The organism is Streptomyces sp. NPDC059224, assembly GCF_042754285.1.
GTDB lineage: Bacteria > Actinomycetota > Actinomycetes > Streptomycetales > Streptomycetaceae > Streptomyces.
In genome coordinates this window covers 68,882-92,007 of sequence record NZ_JBHZAN010000035.1, presented here as the reverse complement: position 1 = coordinate 92,007, position 23,126 = coordinate 68,882, and the positions used below count along the sequence as shown (strand labels likewise).

The window sequence follows — 23,126 nt, the reverse complement described above, 5'->3', positions numbered from 1 at the left end:
GCGTGTGCCAATACGTAAACAACACCCAGCCCCCCCCCACATCGCCCCGCCCGTGTGCGCGGTATTCCATCCCGCGCCCCCCCCCCCCCCCCCCGCGGGCCCCCCGTCCCGCGTCCCGGGCCCGCCGACGGGACCCGTACGCTCGCCCCATGTCCCCGCACGTCCTCGTCCTCGGCGGCACCACCGAGGCCCGCGAACTGGCCGCCGCGCTCGCCGCGCGTCCCGGTGTCCGCGTCACGACCTCCTTGGCGGGGCGCGTCACCCGGCCGGGCGCGCTGGCCGGGGAGGTGCGCGTCGGAGGCTTCGGCGGGGCGGCGGGCCTCGCCGACTGGCTGCGCGACCGGCGTGTGGACGTCCTCGTCGACGCCACCCATCCGTTCGCCGAGACGATCACCGCCAACGCGGCGGCGGCCGCGGCCCGGACCGGCGTCCCGGCCCTGGTACTGCGCCGCCCGGGCTGGCGTCCCGGTCCCGGGGACCGCTGGCACCCGGTCGCGTCCCTGCCCGCCGCGGCGGACCTGCTGCCACGCTTCGGACCCCGGGTCCTCCTGACCACCGGACGCCTCGGCCTGTCCGCCTTCGCCCACCTGGACGACCGGCACTTCGTCGTCCGCTCGGTGGAGCCTCCCGAGCCTCCGGTACCCCCGCACACCGAAGTGCTGCTGGCCCGCGGGCCGTTCACGGTGGCCGACGAGACCGCGCTGCTGCAGGAGAACCTGATCGACGTCCTGGTCACGAAGGACAGCGGGGGAGCGGCGACGGCCGCCAAGCTGACGGCGGCCCGCGGACTGGGCCTGCCGGTGGTCGTCGTACGCCGGCCACCGCTGCCGGCGGGGATGGCGGCGGTGCCCGATGTGGCGGCGGCACTGGAACGGCTGGGGTGGGGACCGGCGTGACGGGGGCCGCTCAGCCCTCCGGCGCGACCTCCGGGTGGCGGCGCAGCAGATAGGTGTCCATGATCCAGCCCTTGCGCTCGCGCGCCTCGGCCCGCAACCGCTCGATCCGCGGACCGGCCTCGGCGATCGGACCGGAGACCAGGATCTCGTCGGGTGTGCCGATGTAGGCGCCCCAGTAGATGTCGATGTCCTGGTCCGCGTACCGCCGGAAGGCCTGGTGGGCGTCCAGCATCACGACCACGTCGTCCACGTCCTGCGGGAGCCCCTCGGCGAGCCGCCGCCCGGTGGTGATCTGCACCGGCCGGGCCACCCGGTTCAGCCCCGTGCGATGCCGCGCCATCAGCGCCGAGACACTGCTGATGCCCGGCACCACGTCGTACTCGAACGCCACCGCGCCGCGGGCCAGCACCTCTTCGAGGATCGCCAGCGTGCTGTCGTACAGCGAGGGATCGCCCCACACCAGGAAGGCGCCGGTCTGCTCCGCGCCCAGTTCCCCGCGGATCAGCTGTTCGTAGATGTCCGCGCGGGCGCTGCGCCAGTCCCCGACGGCCGGCGAGTACGCCCCGCCGTTGGCGGCCCGGTCCCGGTCCGGGTCCCGGGCCTCGACCAGCCGGTAGCCGCGGTCCGGCAGGTGCGTGTCGAGCATGTCCCGGCGCAGCCGGGTGAGGTCGCTCTTGACCTCGCCCTTGTCGAGCAGGAAGAACACGTCCGTGCCCCGCAGCGCCCGGACCGCCTGGAGGGTGAGCTGGTCGGGGTCGCCCGCGCCGATACCGATGACATGAATCTTTCGCACGCCCCGAGTCTGCCGTATGCCACTGGCGAGGGATCACTCCCGGTACGGCCCGGTGCCGCGCAACCGCGGCGCCTCGGCCCCGGCCCCGACGGTCCCGGAATCCTTCTCGTCCTTCTCCACCCGCCCGGCCAGCTCCCGCGCCCACGCGGCGAGCCCGTCGAGATCCATCCCGTACGGGCGCCGGACCCCGCTGCCGGACGACCACTCCTCGACCGCGCCCGCGCCGCGCCGCAGCAGCCGCGCGCCACCGGTCACGTTCCCCCGGGCCGCGTGCGTGAGCCCCACGGCCAGCTGGGCCAGCCCCCGCCACAGCGCCCGCTCCGCCTCGGGCCCCGACTTCCAGGCATCCTCGAACACCTCGTGCGCATGGAAGGGCTTCCCGGCGTCCAGCAGCGCCTGCGCTTCGGCGACGGTCTCCGCCGGGGCCCGTACGACTCCCTCGGCCTGCCGCTCGACGCCCGGAACGCCGTACGGCAACGGCCGCCCCAGCCCGTCCCGCGGCCGGGCGCTGCGCGCCCGCCCCTCGGCGTCCCGGTCCCGTGCTCCTGATCCGGCGTTTCCCGTACGGCCCATACGACCGATTGTCCCCCGTCCCACGTCCTCTTTCGGTCCGCCCGGGGAGGTGGGGTAAAGTGCTGTCCGCGTGATCACGCGGGTCACCGCGAGTGAGCGCACCGGGACGTGGCGCAGCTTGGTAGCGCACTTGACTGGGGGTCAAGGGGTCGCAGGTTCAAATCCTGTCGTCCCGACCAGCCTTGTGGCAGGTCGGAGGCCGTTCTCCCGTAGCCGGGGAGGGCGGCTTCTCGCGTTCCCGGCGCGCGCCGACCGTCAGCAGGATTCCTCGCCCCCGTCCCGCCCGGTGCCGATCGACACCGAGTAGGCGAAGCCCGTGCCGGTCTCGGGCTCGGGGGAGAAGCCGGTGGGACGCAGGTCCACGTCGAGCAGGAGATGCCGGCCCTGCTCGGTCCTGGTCCAGCACGTCTCCGACACCCTGGCGGCTGTCCGCCGGACGAGCCAGCCAGCCGCGGCGGCTGTCTTCGTGTAGTGCGCGAGGACGTCGTCGGGGCCGCCCGAGAAAGCGTACAGGCGGTCCGCGTGCAGCCAGGGTGGTCCGCTGCTGTCGTCGTCGCATCCGGTGGTCACGCCCACCCCGCGGTAGTTGGCGGGTGCCGAGGCGCCGGTCGGGGCCGAGGCGAGCAGCGGCTGCTCGGCCAGCCGCCGGAGTTCGGCGGCCGTGCCGTGGCAGCCGTCCTCGCCGACGACGGAACAGGCGCCGGCGAAGGTCGCCGGCAGCAGCAGGGCGGTCGCCAGCAGGACGCGGCGGCCGACGGACGGTGCGGTGGGGGACAACAGCGCTCCTGGGATCAGCGGACCGGGCGGGTCGGCACCCGCTGATTATCGTCCGGCCGCGCGTTGCGCGGGACCGGTTTCGCGGTCATGGCAGCGAAGGGCAATCCGGGTGCGCCGACCGGCCGGACCTGGCAGGATCCGGATGTGCCGATCGTCGACGTGTCGCCCGGAGTGTCCATCGCCTACGACGATTTCGGTGACCCCGGGGACCCGGCGGTGCTGCTCGTGATGGGCTTCGGTGCCCAGATGATCGCCTGGCACGAGGACTTCTGCCGCGAGCTGGCCGGCCGCGGCCGCCATGTGATCCGGTACGACAACCGGGACAGCGGTCTGTCCACCAAGTTCGACGACCACCCGGTCGACATCGGCCGGTTCCTCGCCGCGGTGAGCTCGGGAGACGTCCCCGGTGCCCTCGCGATGGTCCCCTACGGTCTGGCGGACATGGCCGAGGACGGACTGGGCCTGCTCACCGCGCTCGGTATCGAACGCGCGCACGTGGTCGGAGCGTCGATGGGCGGAATGATCGCCCAGACGATGGCCATCTCCCGGCCGGAGCGGGTGCTCACGCTGACCTCGATGATGTCCTCGACCGGCGAGAGCGAATACGGTCGCGCGACTCCCGAGGCGCAGGCGGTGCTGCTCAGTCCGAAGCCCCGGGACCGCGAGGGGTACATCGCCGCTGCGGAGCGGGACCTCGTGTGGGCGTCCAGGCGCTACGGCGACCCCGCGCTCGTGCGGGAGCTGGCCGCGGACAGCTACGACCGCGCGTACTACCCCGCGGGCGTGGGACGTCAGCTCGGCGCGATGATCCTCGGCGGTTCGCGTGCGGAGGCACTCCGCGGACTCCGGGTGCCGACGCTGGTGATCCACGGCCTGGACGACACCCTGATCGACGTCAGCGGCGGCCGGCGCACCGCGGACCTGGTCCCCGATGCCGAACTCCTCCTCATCCCCGACATGGGCCACGACCGCCCGCGTGAACTCTGGCCCGAGATCATCGACGCCGTCGCGGCCCATACCGGATGAGGTGACAGCCCCCGGTGGCTACCGCGCCGTGGACCGGGGCACGTTGTGCCCCTCGACCTGCAGGCTCGGCCGTGCGACCACCGTGTCGGCCGGCCAGGAGGCGGTGACGGTCCGTGCCTCGCCGGGCAGCAGCCACAGGTAGTTGTCGCTGTAGAGCGTGGGCAGGACGCGCTGTCCCGTGCGGGCGTCGCGCAGCGAGACGCGGAGCATGGCCGCGACGGACGAACCGCGGTTGGTCACCCGGGCGGTCACCGTGTGCCGCTGTGTGCTCGGGTCACGGTCCGTGCCGGTGACGTCGACCGAGACCCGTGTCGCGGGCATCTTGTTCATGGCCCGCATGGCCTCGGGGGTGCGGTACCTCCAGTAGGTGTTCTCCGACAGCAGCGTGTCCCGCGCGTCCGTGAGGCGCAGTCGCAGCAGATGGAGGTCCGGCAGCCCGTCCTCGCTCGCGGTGAACGCGGTCGTGGCGGCGGACGACGCGATGTCGACGCCGGCGCGGCGCTCCGCGGCGACCTGGCGGCCGGACAGGTCGTACCGGCGTGCCACGACCGTGGCACCGCGGATCGGCCGCGCGGTGTGGTTGACGGCGATCACCCTGCCGTCGACGGGACTCGCCTGCACATGGACGGGTTCGGCTGCCTTGCGGGCACCGTAGTAGGCGCCGTTGACGTCGAAGTCGTAGTCGTACGTCTGCCACACCGTGCTGTACCAGGCGGGATGCGACATCCACAGCATCAGTCCGCTCGCGTCCTCCCAGAGCCGGTCGTTCCAGGCCTCGAACATGGCGCGGAAGTTCTCGTAGTTGACGAACTGAGCCTTGCGGCAGAAGTCGTCCAGATCCGTCGCCGTACCCAGCCGTGACTCGATGGCGGCCCGGTAGTTCTGCGGGGCCTGGTTCCCCCTGGTGCTCCAGTCGTGGTAGTACCAGGCGCCCCCGACGGGCCACGCCGGCTCGTCGCCGACGAGGTGGCGCATCGTCTCCGCGGTGGACACGGCCGGCATGCCGATCTCCGTGTGGAACCCGAAGGTCCCGCCGCCGTAGGTCGCGGCGGAGTAGTAGCGCTCCGGCTCGACCCAGCCGTAGGGCCCGCCGCCGGAGACGATCCCCCCGGCCGAGTTGTTCTGGTAGAGGACGGCCGGTGCCTCCGCCTGGACCGCTGCCCGCATGCCGTCGTCCACCGGGCCGGGCGGGTTGCCCTCGTTGGCTCCGCACCACACGGCCACGCTGGGGTGGATGCGGTAGCGCCGTACGGTGTCCTGGGCCACGTCGAGGAAGAGCTGGTGGTCCGGCGGGTCCATGCCCCAGGCGTTGGGGAAGTCGTTCCACACGAGCAGACCGTGCTCGTCGCAGCTGGCGTAGAACTCCTCGCGGTCGGAGCAGCCCACCCAGTTGCGGATCATGGTGAAGTTCATGTCGCGGTGCATCCGCACCGCCGCGTCCATGCGCGTGGCCGGCATCCGCCGCAGCAACTCGTCCCAGCCCCAGTTGCCGCCGCGGCAGAACACCCGGACGCCGTTGACGCTGATCTTCAGCGGCACGGTGGAGTTGTCGACGGACTCGGCGTCCACCCAGTCGGAGCCGTTGTCGGAGACCTGGATCGTGAACGTCTTCGCGTAGGCCTGCTCCCACAGCAGCAGCACCCGGTCGAACCGCACCCGCGAGCCCAGGTCGACCTGGATCCACTGGTCGTCCTCGTACGCCGAGGACCACCGGGTGTCCGGATTTCCGTCCACGGCCTGGGCGGCATGGGTCCCGTCGCTCTCGGAGGACGCGGTGGCCTCCTTGCGCAGGGCCAGGTCGGTGCCCGCAGAGGCGCTGTCCACGACGGACAGGCTCCACAGCGACGAGCCCCAACTGGTCGCCCGGGTACGGCAGAACACCCGCACGTACCGGGCCGTCGCCGCGGTCAGCTCGACGGTCTGCAGGCTCGCCGCGCCGGACGTCCGGAACGGCAGCGGGACCGCCGTGTTGTCGACGTCGCGCACATCGGTCCACTCCGTGCCGTCGGCGGAGGCCTGGACGGTGTACGTCGCTGCGTAAGCCCGCTCCCAGGTGACGACGACGCGGTCGAACGCGACCTGGGACCCGAGGTCGACCTGGATCCACTGGCCGTCCTCGAAGGCGGAGGACCAACGGGTGTCCGAGTCCCCGTCGGTGGCGTTGCCCGGCCCGTTCCCGGGGTCGTCGACGGAGGACGCGGTGGCGTCCTTGTGCAGGGCCAGGTCGTTCGCCGGCACGGAGCTGTCGAGCACCGACAGGCTCCACATGGACGAGCCCCAGTCCGTCGCGCGGGTGCGGCACAGGACGCGCACGTACCTGGCCGTGTGCCGGGTGAAGTCCACGGTCTGGGCGTAGGCGTCGCTGCCCGTCTGGAAGGTCAGCGGCACCTCGTAGGCGTAGCCGAACTGACGTATCCCGAAGCGGGTGGTGCGCCGGTCGCTCTCGGTGCCGTCCAGGGAGGCGGTCAGCGTGAGCCCGTGCAGGGCCGGCTCGCCGTAGCCGTTGGGCCACCACAGCTCCGGGTCCTTCAGGCGCAGTCGCGGATACTCGGCCGGGGTGAAGACGACGTCCGTGCTCTCGCCGGCGGGCACGGTGACCGTCCGCGTCACCCGCACCGTCCCGAAGGCCGCCGCGACGGTGATCCGCGCGGCGTCGGTGCCGGCGTTGCGCACCGGGACGACAACGGTCAGTTCCGCCGTGCCGGTGTCGGGCAGGTCGGGCAGCACGGTGTCCACCCGGGGGTCGCCGAGTACCGCCGCGCCGGTGGAGCGCAGCCGTACGTGGTTCCAGATGCCGGCCGCCCGGTCCCGTACCGCGGGCATCCAGTCCCAGCCCGAAGAGGCGAGGTAGGTCGGCGAGTTGCGGTTCATCATGTTCGCGCCCGCGTCCACGAACGCCAGCCCCGCCGGGCCCTTGTCCGCGGGGCTGCCGGGGAACGGCATCGGGGCGATCCGGACCGCGAGGGCCTGCTCGCCGTCGCCGAGCAGCCGGGTGACGTCGTAGGCGGCACGGGCGAAGGGGGAGGTGAAGTCGCCGACCCGGGTGCCGTTGAGCCAGACCTCGGCCTTGTGGTTGACCCCGTCGAACTCCAGCCAGACATGGCGTCCCGAGCCGGTGCGCAGGCTCTCGGGGAGCCGGAACTCGCGGCGGTACCACCAGGAGTGCCGGGACAGCGCCTCCGGGACGTGGAGGTTGCCGAAGCCGGCCACCGGGTCGGGCAGCCGTCCCTGCTCCACCAGCGAGCCCAGCACGGTGCCGGGGACCGTGGCCGGCAGCCAGCGGCTGGTGTCGACCGACGGCCCCGACAGGGAGGCACCGTCCCCGCCCGCCCGGTCATCCATCGTCAGGACCCAGCCGGACTCCAGGGGAACCGTGCCGTCCGCGTCGGCCCGCAGCGGTTCGGGGGTGTGGTGCCGGGTCTCCCAGTCCGTCCAGCCGGTCACCTCGGGGCGCGCGGTGCGGCAGGTGCCGTACACCTGGAGGCCGTTGAGGCCCAGGGGGTTGCTGTTGGAACGCTTGTGGACCGTCATGCGGACCCAACGCGCGGTGGCGGGCTCGGGCAGCGCGATCTCCATGACCCCGCCGGTGCCGGACTCGGTGCGGTACACCGTGGTCCAGGACCGGTGGTCGGTGGAGGTCTCGACGACGAAGCCGACCGCGCAACTCGACAGGATCTCCTGCCCGGTGGTGTTGTCCCGGGGGCTGCCGCTCGGCGAGTCGGTGAACGGCGGGTCGTCCGCGGTCGCCTCGAAGACGAGCCGGAGCGACTCCACCCGGCACTGCGCCTGGAGGTCGACGGAGATCCACTGCGGATCCCCGGCCGCGGCCCGCCATCCGGTGCCCCGGACGCCGACGGTGTCGAGACCGTCCACGGCGAACTCCGCGGGGGTGGGCGCGTAGTCGGTGGAGGACACCGACACCGGCCGGTAGGCGGCGAGTTCGCCCCGAGAGACACCCGGGTGCGGCTGTCCGGATACCGCCGTGGCGGCGGAGGCGAACGGGCCCACACCGAGCCCGAAGCCGGCCAGCAACGTGGTGCCGGCGGACAGAACGGCACGGCGGGAGGGCGAGGTTGACTGATCCGACATGGACGAGCGCTCCGATCGGGGGAGTTCGAAGAACGGCACAGCCGGGAAGACCAAGTGATGACAACGTTGCCATCGACCATGACAACGTTGCCGAACACTGCACCCCCGCGTTGACGCTGTCAAGGTTCCGTGCTCGCCTCCACCTCGCTTCTATTAAATTAGTAATTAATCTTGACAGTGTTTCGGCCACACGCCACAGTCATCGCCGTGACGTCGTCGGCCTCTGCCGCGGAGCGGCCCGCGTCCTTGTTCTCCTGCTTCCCAATCCCCGGGAGAGGCACGTGACTTTGCACCCGCCCGTACCACCCAGATCCAGGCACCACCGGTTTACCCGGCCCGCCCTCGCGACCGCGATCGCGGCCGTCCTGGCCGCCACCATGGCCCCCGACGCCGTCGCGCGGACGGCCGTCGACCAGGGCGCACCCGGCTTCTACGACAGCGGCCTCGCGCCGACTCCCTACATGGGATGGAACACCTACTACGGACTGGGCGCGCCCACCGAGAAGGAGGTGCGCTCCGTCGCCGACCGGCTGGTCAGCAGCGGTCTGCGCGACAGCGGATACGACATCGTGTGGCTGGACGGCGGCTGGCAGGCCGACAACCCCCGCGACGCGCAGGGGCACCTGGTCGCCAACCCGGACCGCTTCCCGTCCGGCATCCCGGCCCTCGTCTCCTACCTGCACAAGCGCGGTCTGCGGGCCGGCATCTACACCGACGGCGGCACCTACGACGGCGGCAAGAGCTGCGGCCTCGGCAGCCGCGGGTACTACGACCAGGACGCACGGCAGTTCGCGAACTGGAAGATCGACGCCATCAAGGTGGACTTCCTCTGCGGCATCGGCGCGAAGCTCGATCCGGGCCCCGCCTACAAGGAGTTCAGTGACGCGGTCGCCAAGTCCGGCCGCAGGATGCTGCTGAACCTCTGCAACCCGCTCACCGACGACTGGGGCCTGCCGCACACCCCCGAGCAGGACGCCCACAACACCTACGTCTACGCCCCGGCCATCGCCGACTCCTGGCGCACCGGCACCGACATCGCCTGGGGCACCCCGAGCCCCGGCGAGTGGCCCAACATCCTGCGCAACATGGACGCCAACGCCTGGCACCCCGAGGCGCAGGGCCCCGGCCACTACAACGACCCGGACTACCTCATTCCCATGCGGAAGATGACCGACGGGTCGTACGAGCTGACGCAGGAGGAGTCCACCAGCCAGTTCGTGATGTGGGCCGAGATGGGCTCGCCGCTGGTCCTGGGATCCGACCCGCGGACGCTGTCGGACTCGATGCTCGCGACCCTGCGCAACCCGGAGATCATCGCCGTGGACCAGGACCCCCTCGCCGTCCAGGGCGTGCGGGTCGCCACCGACTCGGCCGGAGACGTCTACAGCAAGGTGCTCCAGGGGCGCGGACAGCGCGCGGTCGTCCTGCTCAACCGGTCCGACCAGCCCGCCCAGCGCACCGTCCATTTCTCGGACACCGGCCTCGGCGGACCGGTGCGCGTGCGCGACCTGAGGGCGCGTACCGACCGGGGCACGCACACCGGCTCGTACACCGTCGAGGTGCCCGCGCACGGCACCGCGTTCCTGAAGCTCACCGGCGCCGACGTGCTGCCGGGCACCGACCTCGGGGTCACGGCCACGGCGAGCCCGGCCGTCGCGAGCGGTGGCGCCGCCTTCTTCCGCGGACCGCACGGCTCGCTCGTCGAGAAGGCGGACGGCAGGGCGCGGGACCTCGGTGGCCCGGTCCACGGCGGGATCCTCGGCCAGCCCGCGGTGTACGCCTCCGCCGGCGGCCGGATCGACGTCTTCGTACGCGGCGACGACTCCCGCGCCTACCGGCGGATCTACGCCGACGGCCGCTGGGGCCACTGGCAGTCCCTGGGCGGGCAGTTGGCCGACGCGCCGTCCGTCGCCTTCACCGACCCCGCGCACTGGACGCTGCTGGCGACCGGCACCGACGGCACCGTCGTCCAGCGCGGCCCGGCGTCCGGCTGGTCCTCGCTCGGCGCGCCCGGCGACCGGCAGGTGTACGGCCGCCCCTCCGCCGCCGTCGACGCGCAGGGGCGCGTCCATGTCGCCGTACGCGGCGCCGCCGACGACGTGTGGACACGGAGCCGGGACACCGCGGGGGAGTGGTCCGGCTGGACGTCCCTCGGCGGGACCGTCAGCGGCAGCCCGACCCTGGTCGCCGTCGGCGACACGGTGCTGCTGTACGCCCGGGCGGCCGACTACACGCTGTGGCAGCAGCGGTACGCCGAGGGCGCCTGGCAGGGCTGGAGCAAACGGCAGGAGTTCCCGAGCGCCGCGTTCGACGGTGCGCTCGGCGCGGTCGCCGGACCGGAAGGCGCCGTCGACGCGGTGTTCCGCGGCGTCGACGGCCACGTGTACCGCACCCGAATCAAGTGACTGAGGAAACGACCATGACCGACCAACAGCCCAGCCGACGCCGGTTCCTCGCCGGACTCGGGGCCGCCGGGACAGCGGCCCTGCTCAGCGGCTGCGTCACCGACAGCTCCTCCGCCAAGGGCTCCTCGAAGGGCGCGGTGACCCTCCAGTCCAACCTGTCCGCCCCGCAGGCCAAGTCCGCGATGGAGGACCTGGTCGCGGCGTACGCGAAGAAGGGGTCCGGCAAGGCGAGTCTCAACACGGTCGCCGCCGAGACCTTCCGCACCCAGCTGCCGACCTACCTCACCTCGGCCAACCCGCCGGACGTGTACACCTGGTACCCCGGCTCGGTCGCGGACGCCTACGCGAAGAAGAACCTGCTGCTCGACCTCGACGAGGTGTGGGCCTCCTCGCCCGACCTCAAGCGCTACTCCAAGGCGCTGAACACGCTCTGCACGGCGAGCTCCGGCAAGAAGGTCTTCGTGCCCAACACCTACTACTGGTGGGGCATGTTCTACCGGAAGTCCCAGTTCGCCAAGTGGGGTGTGAGCGAGCCCACCAGCTGGGACGGCTTCCTCGACCTGTGCGACAAGCTCAAGAGCAAGGGCATCGCCCCGATCGGGCTCGGCGCCGGCGGCAACACGCCGTGGGTGGCGTCCGCCTGGTTCGACTACCTCGACATCCGGATCAACGGCGCCCAGTACCACCGCGAACTCCTCGCGGGCAAGCACCGGTTCGACGACCCCGAGGTGCGCAAGGTCTTCGACCGCTGGCAGGAGGTGCTGCCGTACTTCGACCCGAACGGCACCGCCCTGGCCTTCCAGGACGCGACGACCGCCCTGCTCGGCGGCAAGACCGGCATGATGCTCATCGGCACCTTCTTCGCCGACTCGGCGCCCAAGAACGCCATCGACGACATCGACTTCTTCCGCTTCCCGGTCATCGACTCCAAGGTCCCGCTCGCCGAGGAGGCGCCCGTCGACGGCTACTTCGCCAGTGCCCGCACCGGACGCGGCGACCAGGTCCGCGACCTGATGAGCTACCTCGCCACGGCCGAGGCCCAGGAGATCTACATCAAGGGCTCCTCCGGCACCGTGCTGCCCTGCAACCCGGACGCCAAGGACGCCGGCACCGCACTGGTGAAGAAGGGCCGCGCGCACGTCGACGCGGCCGCCGAGATCACCCAGTTCTTCAACCGGGACTCCAGCGACGCCCTCCAGCCCACCGCGGACACCGCGCTCACCAAGTTCTTCGCCAGGCCCAAGTCGATCGGGAGCATCCTGACCGACTGGCAGCGGGACGCCGAGAAGATCTGGAACGCCTGAGATGGCTGTCCTGACCGCTCCGGACCAGAAGTCCCCGGCCCGCCCGCCCGCCCGAACGCGGCGGGCGGGCCGGGGGCCCCGGCACACCCCGCCCCTGGTCCTCGCCTTCGTCCTGGTGCCGCTCCTGGCCGAGGCCGTGTGGGTGTTCTGGCCCGCCGTGCAGGGCTTCTACCTCGCCCTGACGAAGTGGGACGGTGTCTCCCCGCCGCAGTTCGTCGGCCTGGACAACTTCCGGGAGATGGCCCACGACGACGTCTTCCGCAGCGCGGCCGGGCACACCGTGCTGTGGCTGGTCCTGTTCGGCGGGCTGTCCGCCGTGCTGGGCCTTGCCGCCGCGCTGTTCCTCCAGCAGGAGCGGCGCGGGATCGGCTTCTACCGGGCCGCGCTGTTCCTGCCGGTGGTCTTCTCCCTGGTCGCCACCGCCCTCGTCTGGCAGGCGATCTACCAACCCGACGGCGTGCTCAACCAGTTGCTGCAGGGCGTGGGCCTCGGCAGCCTCCGGCACGCCTGGCTCGCCGACCAGGACACCGCCCTGTACGCGGTGATCGTGCCCGCGCTGTGGCGGCAGATCGGCTACGTCATGGTCCTGTACCTGGCCGGCCTCAAGGGCATCGACCCGGCGCTCTACGAGGCCGCCAGGGTCGACGGCGCGAGCGCGCTGCAGCGCTTCCGGCACGTGACCCTGCCCCAACTGCGCAGTGTCAACGCGGTGGTGCTGTCCGTCATCGTGATCGACTCGCTGCGCTCCTTCGACGTCGTCTGGTCACTGACCCGCGGCGGCCCCTACCACTCGTCCGAACTGCTGAGCACCTACATGTACTCGACCGCCTTCCAGTCGCTTCGCCTCGGCTACGGGTCCGCCCTGGCCGTCGTCATCTTCGTCCTCGCCTTCGGGGTCATCGCCTCCTATCTGGTCCGCGCGTTCCGGGAGGCCGACTGATGTCCGCCGACTCGACGGCACTGCGCCGCAGGCGTGCCGCCACCGCCGGATTCCACCTGGGCGCCGGTGCGCTGGCCGTGCTGTGGCTGCTGCCCATCCTCCTGGTCGTGGTCACCAGCCTGCGTACCTTCGACGACATCGCCGGCCACGGACTGGGCAGTTGGCCGCACTCCTTCACCCTCGGCAACTTCCGGCAGGCCTGGACCGACGGCGGCCAGCAGCGCGCGCTGATCAACAGCCTGCTGGTGACCGTCCCCAGCGTCCTGGTGACCCTCGCCCTCGCCGCGATGGCCGCGTTCGCCCTCAGCCGCTACGAACTCCCCTTCCGGCGCTCGCTGCTGCTCCTGATGCTCGGCGGCAACCTGCTGCCCCCGCAGATCCTGCTCATCCCGGTGTCCAAGCTGAGCGAACTGATGGGCGTCTACGACACCCTGCCCGCGCTCATCGGTGTGCAGATCGGCTTCGGCGTCGGTTTCTACGTCTTCGTCCTGCACGGGTTCATGCGGTCCATCCCCGTCGAGATCCAGCAGGCGGCGGTGGTGGACGGTGCCGGGCCGTGGCAGATCTTCTGGCGGATCATCCTCCCGCTGACCCGCCCCGCCCTGGCGGCCCTCAGCGCGCTGTCCTTCACCTGGATCTTCAACGACCTGCTCTGGGCGATCACCGTCCTGCGCAGCGACTCCAAGATGCCTATCACCGCCGCCCTCATCGGACTCCAGGGCCAGTACGTGTCCATGTGGAACGTGATCGCCGCCGGCTCGGTCATCGCCGCCGCGCCCACGGTCGCCGTGTTCCTCCGCTTCCAGCGCCACTTCGTTGCCGGACTCAACCTCGGAGCGGTCAAGTGACGTACACCCGCTGGACCCTGCGCACGGAGCACACCTCCTACACCGTCCGTCTCTCCCCGGACGGCCCCTGGGCCGAGCTCGACGCCTGGGGCCCGCTCGGCGTCGAGGACGGGCCGTCGGCCCTCGACTGGTCCCACCGCACCCACTTCATCACGCCCGCCGACGCCGCCCCGGCCGAGTATCTGCCGTACGGGCTGCGTCCGTTCACCGGCTCCGAGCTGATCGCCGGCGACGAGCGGGGCGTGTGGTGGGAGTTCGACGGCGCGGAGCAGGCGGAGGGCGGGCTGCGGCTGGCCTTCACCGACGAGAAGACCGGGTTGCGCACGGTCCTGTGCTACGAGACCGTGCCGGGCACCGATGTGATCCTGCGCTGGACCGAGTTCACCGCCGCCGGGGAACTCCGCCTGGAACGCCTCGACTCGGCCGCCGTGAACATCCCGGTGACCGGTGCGGCCCGGCTGACCTACCTCGCCGGGCAGTGGTCGCAGGAGTTCCAGCTCACCCATCTCGACCTGGAACGCGGCACGTTCACCATCGGCAGCCTCCAGGGCGCGCCGGGGCACGCCTACGCGCCCTGGCTGGCCGTGCGCAGCGACGGGGACGCGGCGTACGGCATCGCCCTGGAATGGTCCGGCAACTGGCACATCACGGCGGAGGCCGAACCCGGCGGCGCCGTGCGGGTCCGCGCCGGCCGGGTCCCGCACGAGGGCGCCGTCCTGCTGGCCGCGGGGGAGACCCTCAGCACCCCGCGCCTCGCCTGCGCGTTCAGCCCGGACGGCCTCGACGGCCTGTCCCGGGTCTGGCACCGCTACGAACGCCGGCTCACCGGGGAGCGGCTGCACCGGCCGCGCAAGGTGCTCTACAACTCCTGGGAGGCGACCGGCTTCGACGTCGACGCGGCCGGGCAGCTGGAGCTGGCCAAGGCGGCCGCGGACATCGGGGCCGAACTGTTCGTCGTGGACGACGGCTGGTTCACCGGCCGCGCCGACGACACCGGCGGACTCGGCGACTGGTACCCGGACCCTCAGGCGTTCCCGGAGGGCTTCGACCGGTTCGTGGCGGAGGTCCGCGCCCTCGGCCTGGACTTCGGGCTGTGGGTCGAGCCGGAGGCGGTCAGCCCCGGCAGCCGGCTGTACGCCGAACACCCCGAGTGGGTGTACCGCGTCGACGGCCGCCCCTCCCGGCTGGTCCGCAACCAGCTCCTCCTGGACCTCGGCCGCACCGACGTCCAGGAGTTCGTCATCGCGACCCTGGACCGGCTGCTCGGCACCTACGACATCGGCTACCTCAAGTGGGACATGAACCGCCCGCCCACCGAGCGCGGCCGGCCCGGCGCCGGCCCCGTGGACCTGGACGCCGAGCATGTCGCCGGATACCTGCGCGTCCTCGACCACCTGCGCACCGCCCACCCGGACGTCACCGTCGAGGGCTGCGCCGGCGGCGGCGGCCGGATCGAGCACGCCACCGTCGCCCGCACCGACGTCGTCTGGCCCAGCGACAACACCGCACCCATGGACCGGCTGCGCATCCAGCACGGCTTCCTGCACGCGCACGCCCCGCACGTGATGAGCTCCTGGGTCACCGACGCCCCCGGAATCCTCGACCCGCGGCCGCGCAGCCTCGCCTTCCGCTTCGTCAACGCCCTGTGCGGGGTCCTGGGCATCGGCGCCGACCTGCGCGTCTGGACCCCCGCTGAGCAGGCCGAGGCCGCCCGGTGGATCGCCCGCTACAAGGAGGTCCGGGACGTCGTCCACCTCGGCGAGGCCCGGCTGCTGGGCACCCCGGACGACACCAGCTGCGGAGTGCAGTACGACCACGGGGACCGTACCGTCGTCGCCGCGTTCTCCACCGGCCGCCTCGACGGCGCCCCGCTGCTGACCGGCCGCCCCGACCGGCTCCGGCTGCGCGGCCTGGACCCGGCGGCCCGCTACCGGGACACGGCGACCGGAACGACGTACGGCGGAGCCCATCTGCTCCACCACGGCCTGCCGTTCGCCTGGAGCGCCGACCACGATGCGGACCTGGTGGTGCTGACCCGCCGGTAGGCCGCATATGTTTCCAGCAAGCTCACCCTCTAAGGAGCCCGATGGACCAGTCCGTACGACGGTACGGTGCCCGCTTCACCGGCCGTACCGCCGTGGTGACCGGTGCCGCCTCCGGCATCGGAGCCGCCACCGCCGAACGCCTCGCCCGGGAGGAGGCCGCCGTCGTCCTCGTCGACATCGCGGACGAACGCGGGCAGACCGTGGTGGACGGCATCACCAAGGACGGCGGCCGGGCCTGTTACGTGCACGCCGACGTCGCCGCCGAGGACGACTGGGCCCGGATCGTCACCGCCGCCCATGCCTACGGCCCGGTCGACGTGCTCGTCAGCAACGCCTACACCGTCGACGTCCTACCGGCGCACGAGATGCCGGCCGAGTCCTGGCAGCGGCAGCTCGCCGTCAACCTCACCGCGAGCTTCCTCGGCTTCAAGGCGGTCCTCGCCGACCTGCGGGCCCGCCGCGGGGCCGTGGTGCTCACCTCGTCGGTGCACGCCCACGCCGGCATCCCCGGACACCCCGCCTACGCGGCGTCCAAGGGCGCCCTGCTCTCCCTGGGCGGGCAGCTCGCCGTCGAGTACGGGCCCGAGGTACGCGTCAACACGGTGCTCCCCGGGCCGGTCCTGACCGGTGCCTGGGACCGGGTGCCGCCCGAGGAGCGGGAGCGCAGCGTCGCGCAGACCGCCGCCCGCCGGTTCGGCACGCCCGAGGAGGTGGCCGCTGCGATCGCGTTCCTGTGCGCCGACGAGGCCTCGTTCGTCACCGGGGCCAGGCTCGTCGTGGACGGCGGCTGGAGTGTCGTGAAGGACTCGGTGTGAGCGCCGCCGAACCACGTCGTGAACAGAAAGGCTGTACGACATGACGCCCTACGCCCGCCGCGGTGTGCACGGCCAGACCGTGGAGGCCCTGGCGCGCCGCATCCTGGGCGGCGAGATCCCGGAAGGGGCCACCCTCGACCTGGTGGCGCTGCAGCGCGAACTCGACGTCAGCCTGACCGCCCTGCGCGAGTCCCTCAAGGTGCTCGCCGCCAAGGGGATGGTCGACGCCCGCCAGAAGCGCGGCACGTTCGTGCGCGCCCGGGCGGACTGGAACCTGCTCGACGCCGACGTACTGCGCTGGCAGTTCGAGGGCGCCGGTACCGCCGACGCCGACCGGTCGCTGCTGCACAACCTCGCCGAGGTCCGGGCGATCATCGAACCGGCCGCCGTCCGGCTCGCCGCCGAGCGCCGCACCGACGCCGACCTGCTGGCCCTGGAGGCGGCCCTGGACGCCATGGGACGGCACGACGACGCCGACCCGGGCCACGCGGTCGACGCCGACCTCGCCTTCCACCGCGCACTGCTCGCCGCCACCCACAACGAACTCCTCGAACGCATGGAGATGGTGATCGAGTCGGGGCTCGCCCACCGCGACCGCCTCGTGCACAGCTCACCGCACAGCGAGCCCCCCGTCCCCGCCCACCGCGCCGTCCTGGACGCCGTCCGCGACGGCGACCCCGGGGCCGCCGAGCGCGCCATGCGTGCCCTGCTCGACCAGGCGGGCCGCGACCTGGCCCGGCTCGACGGCACCGACGAACCGAAAGGCAACGGCGGCCAGTGAAGATCGAACGAATAGAGACCTTCCTCGTCCCGCCACGCTGGCTGTTCTGCCGTGTCGAGACCGACGAGGGGGTCGTGGGCTGGGGCGAACCCGTCGTCGAGGGCCGCGCCGAGGTGGTGCGCGCAGCCGTCGAGGTCCTCGCCGAGTACCTGGTGGGGCAGGACCCGCTGCGGGTCCAGGACCACTGGCAGGTGCTCACCAAGGGCGGCTTCTACCGGGGCGGCCCCGTCCTGTCCAGCGCCGTCGCCGGACTCGACCAGGCGCTGTGGGACATCGCCGGCAAGACCTACGGCGCGCCCGTGCACGCGTTGCTCGGCGGCCCGGTACGCGACCGGGTCCGGGTGTACGCCTGGGTCGGCGGCGACGAACCCGCCGAACTCACCGAACAGGTCACCGCCCAGGTGGAGGCGGGCTTCACCGCCGTGAAGATGAACGCGGCCGGGGCCACCTCGCCCATCACCACGGCGGCGGAGACCGCGGCCGTGGTCGCCCGGGTGGCGGCCGCCCGCGACGTCCTCGGCCCCGACCGCGATGTCGCCGTCGACTTCCACGGCCGTTTCACCGCCGCCGGCGCCCGCCGGGTCCTCACCGAACTCGCCCCTCTGCACCCGCTGTTCGTCGAGGAGCCCGTCGTCCCCGAGCAGGGTCACCTGCTGCCCGGCCTGGTCGCGGCGAGCCCGGTACCGCTGGCCACCGGTGAACGCCTGTACTCGCGGGCCGAGTTCCTGCCCGTCCTCGCCGCGGGTGTCGCGGTGGCCCAGCCGGACCTGTCCCACGCGGGCGGCATCTCCGAGGTGCACCGCATCGCCTCGCTCGCCGAGACCTACGGCGCGCAGCTCGCCCCGCACTGCCCGCTCGGGCCCATCGCGCTCGCGGCGAGTCTCCAGGTCGCCTTCGCCACGCCGAACTTCCTGATCCAGGAGCAGAGCCGGGGCATCCACTACAACAAGGAGGCCGATCTCCTGTCCTACCTGGTCGACACCGAACCCTTCCGGTTCGTCGACGGGCACGCCCGGCGCGGCGACGCCCCGGGGCTCGGCATCACCGTCGACGAGGCGGCCGTCCGTGCCGCCGACCGGGCCGGCCACCAGTGGCGCAACCCGGTGTGGCGGCACCCCGACGGTTCCTTCGCGGAGTGGTGATGGACGTCCTGACCGACCTCGCGCACGGCGGCCGCTGGACCTCACTGCGCCACGGTGGCCGCGAGTGGCTGTGGCGGCGGGGCGACACCGGACGCGACGGCGTGGCACCCGGCGACGCGTTCGTGGACGCCGGAGGACTGGAGGAGTGCGTCCCCACCGTGCGCGGCACCCCCGATCACGGGGACGCCTGGTCCCGGGCCTGGACCCGGGAGGGGGACGCCGAGCGGGTCCGCTGCGAACGCTTCACCCTGACGCGCAGGCTGAGCGGCACGGCCGACGGCGTCCAGGCCGACTACGTGCTGACGGCCGAACCAGGCTTCCGTTTCCTGTGGGCCGCGCACGCCCTGCTGGACCTCTCCGAGGAGGCCGTGGTCAAGGCCCGGCACACGGCGCCGACCCGGCTGTTCCCGGAGGCGGCACCGCTGCTGAACCGGCCCTGGCCGGACGGCGCCCGCTGGCTGGAGGACGGCTGGCCGGCACCGCTCGGGCTGCGGCTCGACCGGTTCGGACCGGACGACGGGACGGCGGCCGGGGCGGTGCTGGCCGACGGCCGGTGCTGTGTGCACGACGACGGGGACCGGCTCTCCTTCACCGTCGAGGCGGACGGTCAGCCGGTCTCGGTCGCCCTGTGGCGCAACCTCGGCGGCTTCCCGGCGGGCCGGCCCTACCGCAGCACCGGCGTGGAACCCATGCTCGGCCGGGTCTTCGACCTCGCCGACGCGGGCCCGGACGACGCGGCCCGGGTCGGCGCCTCCGGCGAGGTCCACTGGCGCCTCACGGTACGAGCCGCCTGCCGCTGCCCCTGAGAACACCCGAGCCGCGGACGGTGACCGATACCCCCGGGAGAGAGTCCCCTGTCGTAGCGGCGGCCGACGGCGCCTGCGAGTCCCGAAGCTCACGGCGCCCGGGCCCGCCCGGGAGACCTGGCCGCGGAGGTGGCCGATGCCGCCGAGATACCCGGACCTCGCGGCGGCCGGTGTCCTCGAGAGCCCCGAATCGCAGAGACGACCCTCGCCCCACCCGAGAGGCCCGAACCTCGCGGAGGCGGGTGGCGGTCACCCCCGAAACCCGAACCCCACAAGGAGCCCTGGCCGTGGACCTGCGCGCCGCCCTCACCTCCCGCCGACTGCTCGCCATCGTGCGCGGCACCGACCCGGAAGCCGCCCTGCGAACCGTGCTGACCCTGGCCGAGGAGGGCATCGAACTGATCGAGGTGTCCCTCAGCGGCACCGACGCGCTCTCCGTCCTGGCGCGGGCCGCCAAGGAGCTGGGGCCCGGCCGGCCGCTGGGCGCCGGCACCGTGCTGACCGCCGCAGACGCGCGGGCCGCCCACGAGGCCGGCGCCACCTTCGCGGTCACCCCCGGCCTCGGCGCCGGCGTGGACACCGCGCTGGACCTCGGGATGCCGGTCCTTGCGGGTGTGCTGACCCCCACCGACGTGATCGCCGCGCAGGCCCGGGGCGCGGCCGCGCTGAAGCTCTTCCCCGCCGCCGAGGCCGGGGGAGTGGCCTATCTGAAGGCGCTGCGCGGCCCGTTCCCCGACGCCGTGCTGGTGCCGGTGGGCGGCGTCGACGTCCCGGCGGCCCGCGCCTACCTCGCGGCCGGGGCGACCGCCGTCGGCGTCGGCTCCCCGCTGGTCGGCGACGCGGCCGACGGCGGCGACGGCGCCGGACTGCGCGACCGGGCCCGGGCGTTCCTGGCCGCCGTGGCGGAGGACGGACAGGCATGACGGCACCCTGGCGGCCGGCCCCGGGCCGGGTCGTCTGCGTCGGCGAGACCATGGCGGCCCTCGCCCCCGACCCGCCCCGGCCGCTCGCCGAGGCCGAGCGACTGAGGCTGTCCACGGCCGGTGCCGAGTCCAACGTGGCCATGTACCTCGCGGACCACGGCATCCCGGCCGTCTGGCTCTCGGCCGTCGGCGACGATCCGCTGGGCCACCGGGTGCGCGCGGCGGTCGCCGCCGCCGGGGTCGACGTCAGCCATGTGCGCACCGATCCGCACCGGCCCACCGGCCTCCTGGTCAAGAACCCCGGCCCCGCCGGAACCCGCGTCCACTACTACCGCACGGGTTCGGCGGCCTCGGCGCTCGGCCCAGGCGTCCTGGACGGCGAACCGCTGCGCTCCGCCGCCCTCCTGCACCTCACCGGCATCACCCCCGCCCTCTCGGCGTCCTGCCGCGACCTGGTGACCCGCGCCCTCGCCACGCCGGCCGCCGAACGGCCGTACGCCATCAGCTTCGACGTCAACCACCGCGCCGCCCTGTGGCCCGACGGCACGGCGCCGACGACCCTGCGCGCCCTCGCCGACCGGGCGGACATCGCCCTCGTGGGCCTGGACGAGGCGCAGGCGCTGTGGGGCGAGGACCTCACCGTCACCGGCGTGCGGGACCTGCTGCCCGGTCCGCGGATCCTCGTCGTCAAGGACGGCGCCCGCGCGGCCACGGCCGTCACCGCGGACGGCCTTCGCACGGTGCCCGCGCTGCGCACGACCGTGGTGGAACCCGTTGGCGCGGGCGACGCGTTCGCGGCGGGCTTCCTGGCCGGGCTGCTGCACGGCGGGACGACGGACCGTGCCCTGCGGCTCGGCCACATCACCGCCGTCTCCGCCCTCAAGGTGACAGGAGACCACGGTCCGTTGCCCGGCCCTGCTCAGACCCGGCGGCTCCTCGGCCTCGTGGCCGGTGACTGGGAGCGGTACGACGACCGGGTCGACCGCGTGTTCGGACAGTAGCCGCCGTCCGGAAAACACGTGGACTCAGTGACCGTCGTCGCGGCACACTTCCCTTTCCTGACCTGCCGATTCGAGGCCGCCGCAGACCATGCGCCGGCCGACTCGGCATGCCGTACGACGACTACACAGGGTTGAGATGACATCCTCAGTCGATTTACCTGCGAGCGGACCGCGACAAGGTGCCGTCCTGCTCGCACTTCGTTACTACGGACGGGAACTGGCGCGGCTCAAGTGGTTCACCCTGCCCGGAATGCTGCTGCCGGCGCTCGGCAACATCGGCATCAACTACGTGGCGCCGCTGGTCGTCGCCAAGCTGGTCGGCAGGGTCGCCGACGGCCGCGGCCTGGGCCTCGGCGCCGCACTGCCGTACGTCCTCGGCTTCGGCGGTGTCCTGCTGCTGGCGGAGACCTTCTGGCGGATCGGTCTGCACTGCCTCAACCGCCTGGACGCGCTCGGCATCGAGCAGCTGTACGTCACCGGCATGGACGAACTGTTCGCCAAGGACTCCGCGTTCTTCCACGACAACTTCGCCGGGTCGCTCACCAAGCGGGTGCTGAGCTTCGCCACCCGCTTCGAGGAGTTCGCCGACACGCTCACCTTCAACATCGTGGGCAGCTTCGTGCCGCTGCTCTTCGGGTCGGTGGTGCTGTGGCGCTACGAACCGCTCCTGGTCGTCGGGCTGCTCACGATGATCGCGGTCACCGCGGTGTGCGTGGTGCCGCTGATCCGGCGGCGGCAGCGGCTGGTCGCCCAGCGGGAGGAGGCCATCGCACGGGTGTCCGGCCATGTCGCGGACAGCCTGATGAACATGGACACGGTCCGCGCGTTCGCCGCCGAACGGCGCGAGGCCGCCGAACACCGCTCCCGGGTGGCCGAGTCCAGGCGGCGCACCCTGCGCTCCTGGGACTACGGCAACCTGCGCATCGACACCTTCGTCGCGCCGATGTCCGTGGCGACCAACGCGCTGGGCCTGCTGCTCGCGGTCGGGCTCTCCGGCGGCGGGCACGGCGTGGAGGCGGTCGTGGTCGCGTTCACCTACTACACCAACGCGACGCGGATCATGTTCGAGTTCAACCAGATCTACCGGCGTATGGAGAGCTCCATGACGGAGGCGGCCCAGTTCACCGAACTGCTCCTGGACCCGCCGACCGTGCTGGACCCGGTGACCCCGGAACCGCTGGCGCCGCGGGCCGCCGACGTCCGGTTCGAGAAGGTCTCCTTCACCCACGCGGGTGCCAAACCGCTGTTCGAAGGGCTGGAGCTGGACGTGCCCAGCGGCTCGAAGTTCGGGTTCGTCGGCCGGTCGGGCGGCGGCAAGACCACGCTCACCCGGCTGCTGCTGCGGATGACCGACATCGACGGCGGCCGGATCACCATCGGCGGCCAGGACATCAGCAGGCTGAGCCAGGCCGACCTGCGCAGCCAGATCGCGTACGTGCCGCAGGATCCGGCGATGTTCCACCGCACCCTGCGGGACAACATCGCCTTCGCCCGGCCCGACGCCGGCGACGCCGAGATCCGGCTCGCCGCCGAGGCCGCCCATGTCACGGAGTTCGCCGACGCGCTGCCGGACGGCTTCGACACGATGGTCGGTGAACGTGGCGTCAAGCTCTCCGGCGGCCAGCGCCAGCGGGTGGCGCTGGCCCGGGCCATCCTGCGGGACGCCCCGATCCTGCTCCTGGACGAGGCGACCAGCGCGCTGGACTCCGAGAGCGAGATGCTGGTCCAGGAGGCGCTGTGGCGTCTCATGGAGGGCCGCACGGCACTCGTCGTGGCGCACCGGCTGAGCACGGTCGCCTCCATGGACCGGCTGGTGGTCCTGGACCGCGGCCGGATCGTCGAGCAGGGCACGCACCACGAACTGCTCACCGCCGAGGGCGCCTACGCCAAGCTCTGGCAGCACCAGTCGGGCGGCTTCCTCGACGAGGGCCCGGCACGGGCCGAGGCGCACTAGGACCGGTC

At 72.7% G+C, this 23,126-nt stretch carries 18 protein-coding genes and 1 tRNA gene; 15 read left to right on the top strand and 4 right to left on the bottom strand.

Annotation, left to right across the window (positions count from 1 at the left end; translation table 11 throughout):
• Positions 1-149 precede the first annotated feature (149 nt).
• Entirely contained in the window at positions 150-896 is a 747-nt protein-coding gene (locus tag ACFXI4_RS33735; RefSeq protein ID WP_384998089.1) for a cobalt-precorrin-6A reductase, read from the top strand.
• A gap of 10 nt (positions 897-906) precedes the next feature.
• Here ACFXI4_RS33735 and cobF read toward each other — a convergent pair whose 3' ends face one another.
• Positions 907-1,689 carry a precorrin-6A synthase (deacetylating) gene (cobF, locus tag ACFXI4_RS33730; RefSeq protein ID WP_384998087.1) on the bottom strand — a complete coding sequence of 261 codons (783 nt, stop codon included), beginning with the start codon at positions 1,687-1,689 and terminating at the stop codon, positions 907-909.
• Between the two features lie 33 nt (positions 1,690-1,722).
• Positions 1,723-2,178, bottom strand: a complete 456-nt coding sequence (locus ACFXI4_RS33725; protein ID WP_384998153.1) for a DUF309 domain-containing protein — start codon at positions 2,176-2,178, stop codon at positions 1,723-1,725.
• Between the two features lie 186 nt (positions 2,179-2,364).
• Between ACFXI4_RS33725 and ACFXI4_RS33720 the strand changes: the two genes are divergently transcribed.
• A tRNA-Pro gene (locus ACFXI4_RS33720) sits at positions 2,365-2,441 on the top strand.
• 76 nt (positions 2,442-2,517) lie between these two features.
• Here ACFXI4_RS33720 and ACFXI4_RS33715 read toward each other — a convergent pair.
• Entirely contained in the window at positions 2,518-3,039 is a 522-nt protein-coding gene (locus tag ACFXI4_RS33715; protein WP_384998084.1) for a hypothetical protein, read from the bottom strand.
• A gap of 144 nt (positions 3,040-3,183) precedes the next feature.
• Here ACFXI4_RS33715 and ACFXI4_RS33710 point away from each other — a divergent pair, with 144 nt between their 5' ends.
• Entirely contained in the window at positions 3,184-4,065 is an 882-nt protein-coding gene (locus tag ACFXI4_RS33710; protein WP_384998150.1) for an alpha/beta fold hydrolase, read from the top strand.
• 18 nt (positions 4,066-4,083) lie between these two features.
• On the opposite strand, the gene ACFXI4_RS33705 is transcribed toward ACFXI4_RS33710, so the two are convergent.
• A complete protein-coding gene (locus ACFXI4_RS33705) occupies positions 4,084-8,154 on the bottom strand; it encodes a discoidin domain-containing protein (RefSeq protein WP_384998081.1) in 4,071 nt (1,356 codons plus the stop codon).
• 377 nt (positions 8,155-8,531) lie between these two features.
• On the opposite strand from ACFXI4_RS33705, the gene ACFXI4_RS33700 reads away from it, so the two are divergent.
• From ACFXI4_RS33700 to ACFXI4_RS33645, 12 genes are all read left to right on the top strand, one after another.
• The gene (locus ACFXI4_RS33700; RefSeq protein WP_384998147.1) at positions 8,532-10,559 is read left to right on the top strand and encodes a glycoside hydrolase family 27 protein; all 2,028 of its coding nucleotides are present in this window, start codon (positions 8,532-8,534) and stop codon (positions 10,557-10,559) included.
• Between the two features lie 14 nt (positions 10,560-10,573).
• The gene (locus ACFXI4_RS33695) at positions 10,574-11,863 is read left to right on the top strand and encodes an ABC transporter substrate-binding protein (RefSeq protein ID WP_384998078.1); all 1,290 of its coding nucleotides are present in this window, start codon (positions 10,574-10,576) and stop codon (positions 11,861-11,863) included.
• A gap of 1 nt (position 11,864) precedes the next feature.
• The gene (locus ACFXI4_RS33690; protein ID WP_384998074.1) at positions 11,865-12,803 is read left to right on the top strand and encodes a carbohydrate ABC transporter permease; all 939 of its coding nucleotides are present in this window, start codon (positions 11,865-11,867) and stop codon (positions 12,801-12,803) included.
• Positions 12,803-13,651 carry a carbohydrate ABC transporter permease gene (locus ACFXI4_RS33685; RefSeq protein WP_362731221.1) on the top strand — a complete coding sequence of 283 codons (849 nt, stop codon included), beginning with the start codon at positions 12,803-12,805 and terminating at the stop codon, positions 13,649-13,651. Before ACFXI4_RS33690 ends, ACFXI4_RS33685 begins: the two co-directional genes overlap by 1 nt.
• Positions 13,648-15,696 (top strand): alpha-galactosidase, encoded by a 2,049-nt coding sequence (locus ACFXI4_RS33680; RefSeq protein WP_384998070.1) that lies wholly within the window; start codon positions 13,648-13,650, stop codon positions 15,694-15,696. The genes ACFXI4_RS33685 and ACFXI4_RS33680 overlap by 4 nt, the downstream gene beginning before the upstream one ends.
• Before the next feature lie 41 nt (positions 15,697-15,737).
• Complete coding sequence (locus ACFXI4_RS33675) at positions 15,738-16,511, top strand: SDR family NAD(P)-dependent oxidoreductase (protein ID WP_384998067.1); 774 nt, start codon at positions 15,738-15,740, stop codon at positions 16,509-16,511.
• 40 nt (positions 16,512-16,551) lie between these two features.
• Positions 16,552-17,292, top strand: coding sequence for an FCD domain-containing protein (locus ACFXI4_RS33670; protein ID WP_362729614.1), 741 nt, complete (start codon positions 16,552-16,554; stop codon positions 17,290-17,292).
• Complete coding sequence (gene dgoD / locus ACFXI4_RS33665) at positions 17,289-18,434, top strand: galactonate dehydratase (protein WP_384998064.1); 1,146 nt, start codon at positions 17,289-17,291, stop codon at positions 18,432-18,434. Before ACFXI4_RS33670 ends, dgoD begins: the two co-directional genes overlap by 4 nt.
• A complete protein-coding gene (locus ACFXI4_RS33660) occupies positions 18,434-19,240 on the top strand; it encodes a hypothetical protein (RefSeq protein WP_384998061.1) in 807 nt (268 codons plus the stop codon). The genes dgoD and ACFXI4_RS33660 overlap by 1 nt, the downstream gene beginning before the upstream one ends.
• Before the next feature lie 287 nt (positions 19,241-19,527).
• Positions 19,528-20,163: a bifunctional 4-hydroxy-2-oxoglutarate aldolase/2-dehydro-3-deoxy-phosphogluconate aldolase gene (locus ACFXI4_RS33655; RefSeq protein ID WP_384998058.1), complete on the top strand. Its 636-nt coding sequence runs from the start codon at positions 19,528-19,530 to the stop codon at positions 20,161-20,163.
• The gene (locus ACFXI4_RS33650; RefSeq protein WP_384998055.1) at positions 20,160-21,164 is read left to right on the top strand and encodes a sugar kinase; all 1,005 of its coding nucleotides are present in this window, start codon (positions 20,160-20,162) and stop codon (positions 21,162-21,164) included. The genes ACFXI4_RS33655 and ACFXI4_RS33650 overlap by 4 nt, the downstream gene beginning before the upstream one ends.
• A 136-nt stretch (positions 21,165-21,300) precedes the next feature.
• Positions 21,301-23,118: an ABC transporter ATP-binding protein gene (locus ACFXI4_RS33645; RefSeq protein ID WP_384998052.1), complete on the top strand. Its 1,818-nt coding sequence runs from the start codon at positions 21,301-21,303 to the stop codon at positions 23,116-23,118.
• Positions 23,119-23,126 lie beyond the last annotated feature (8 nt).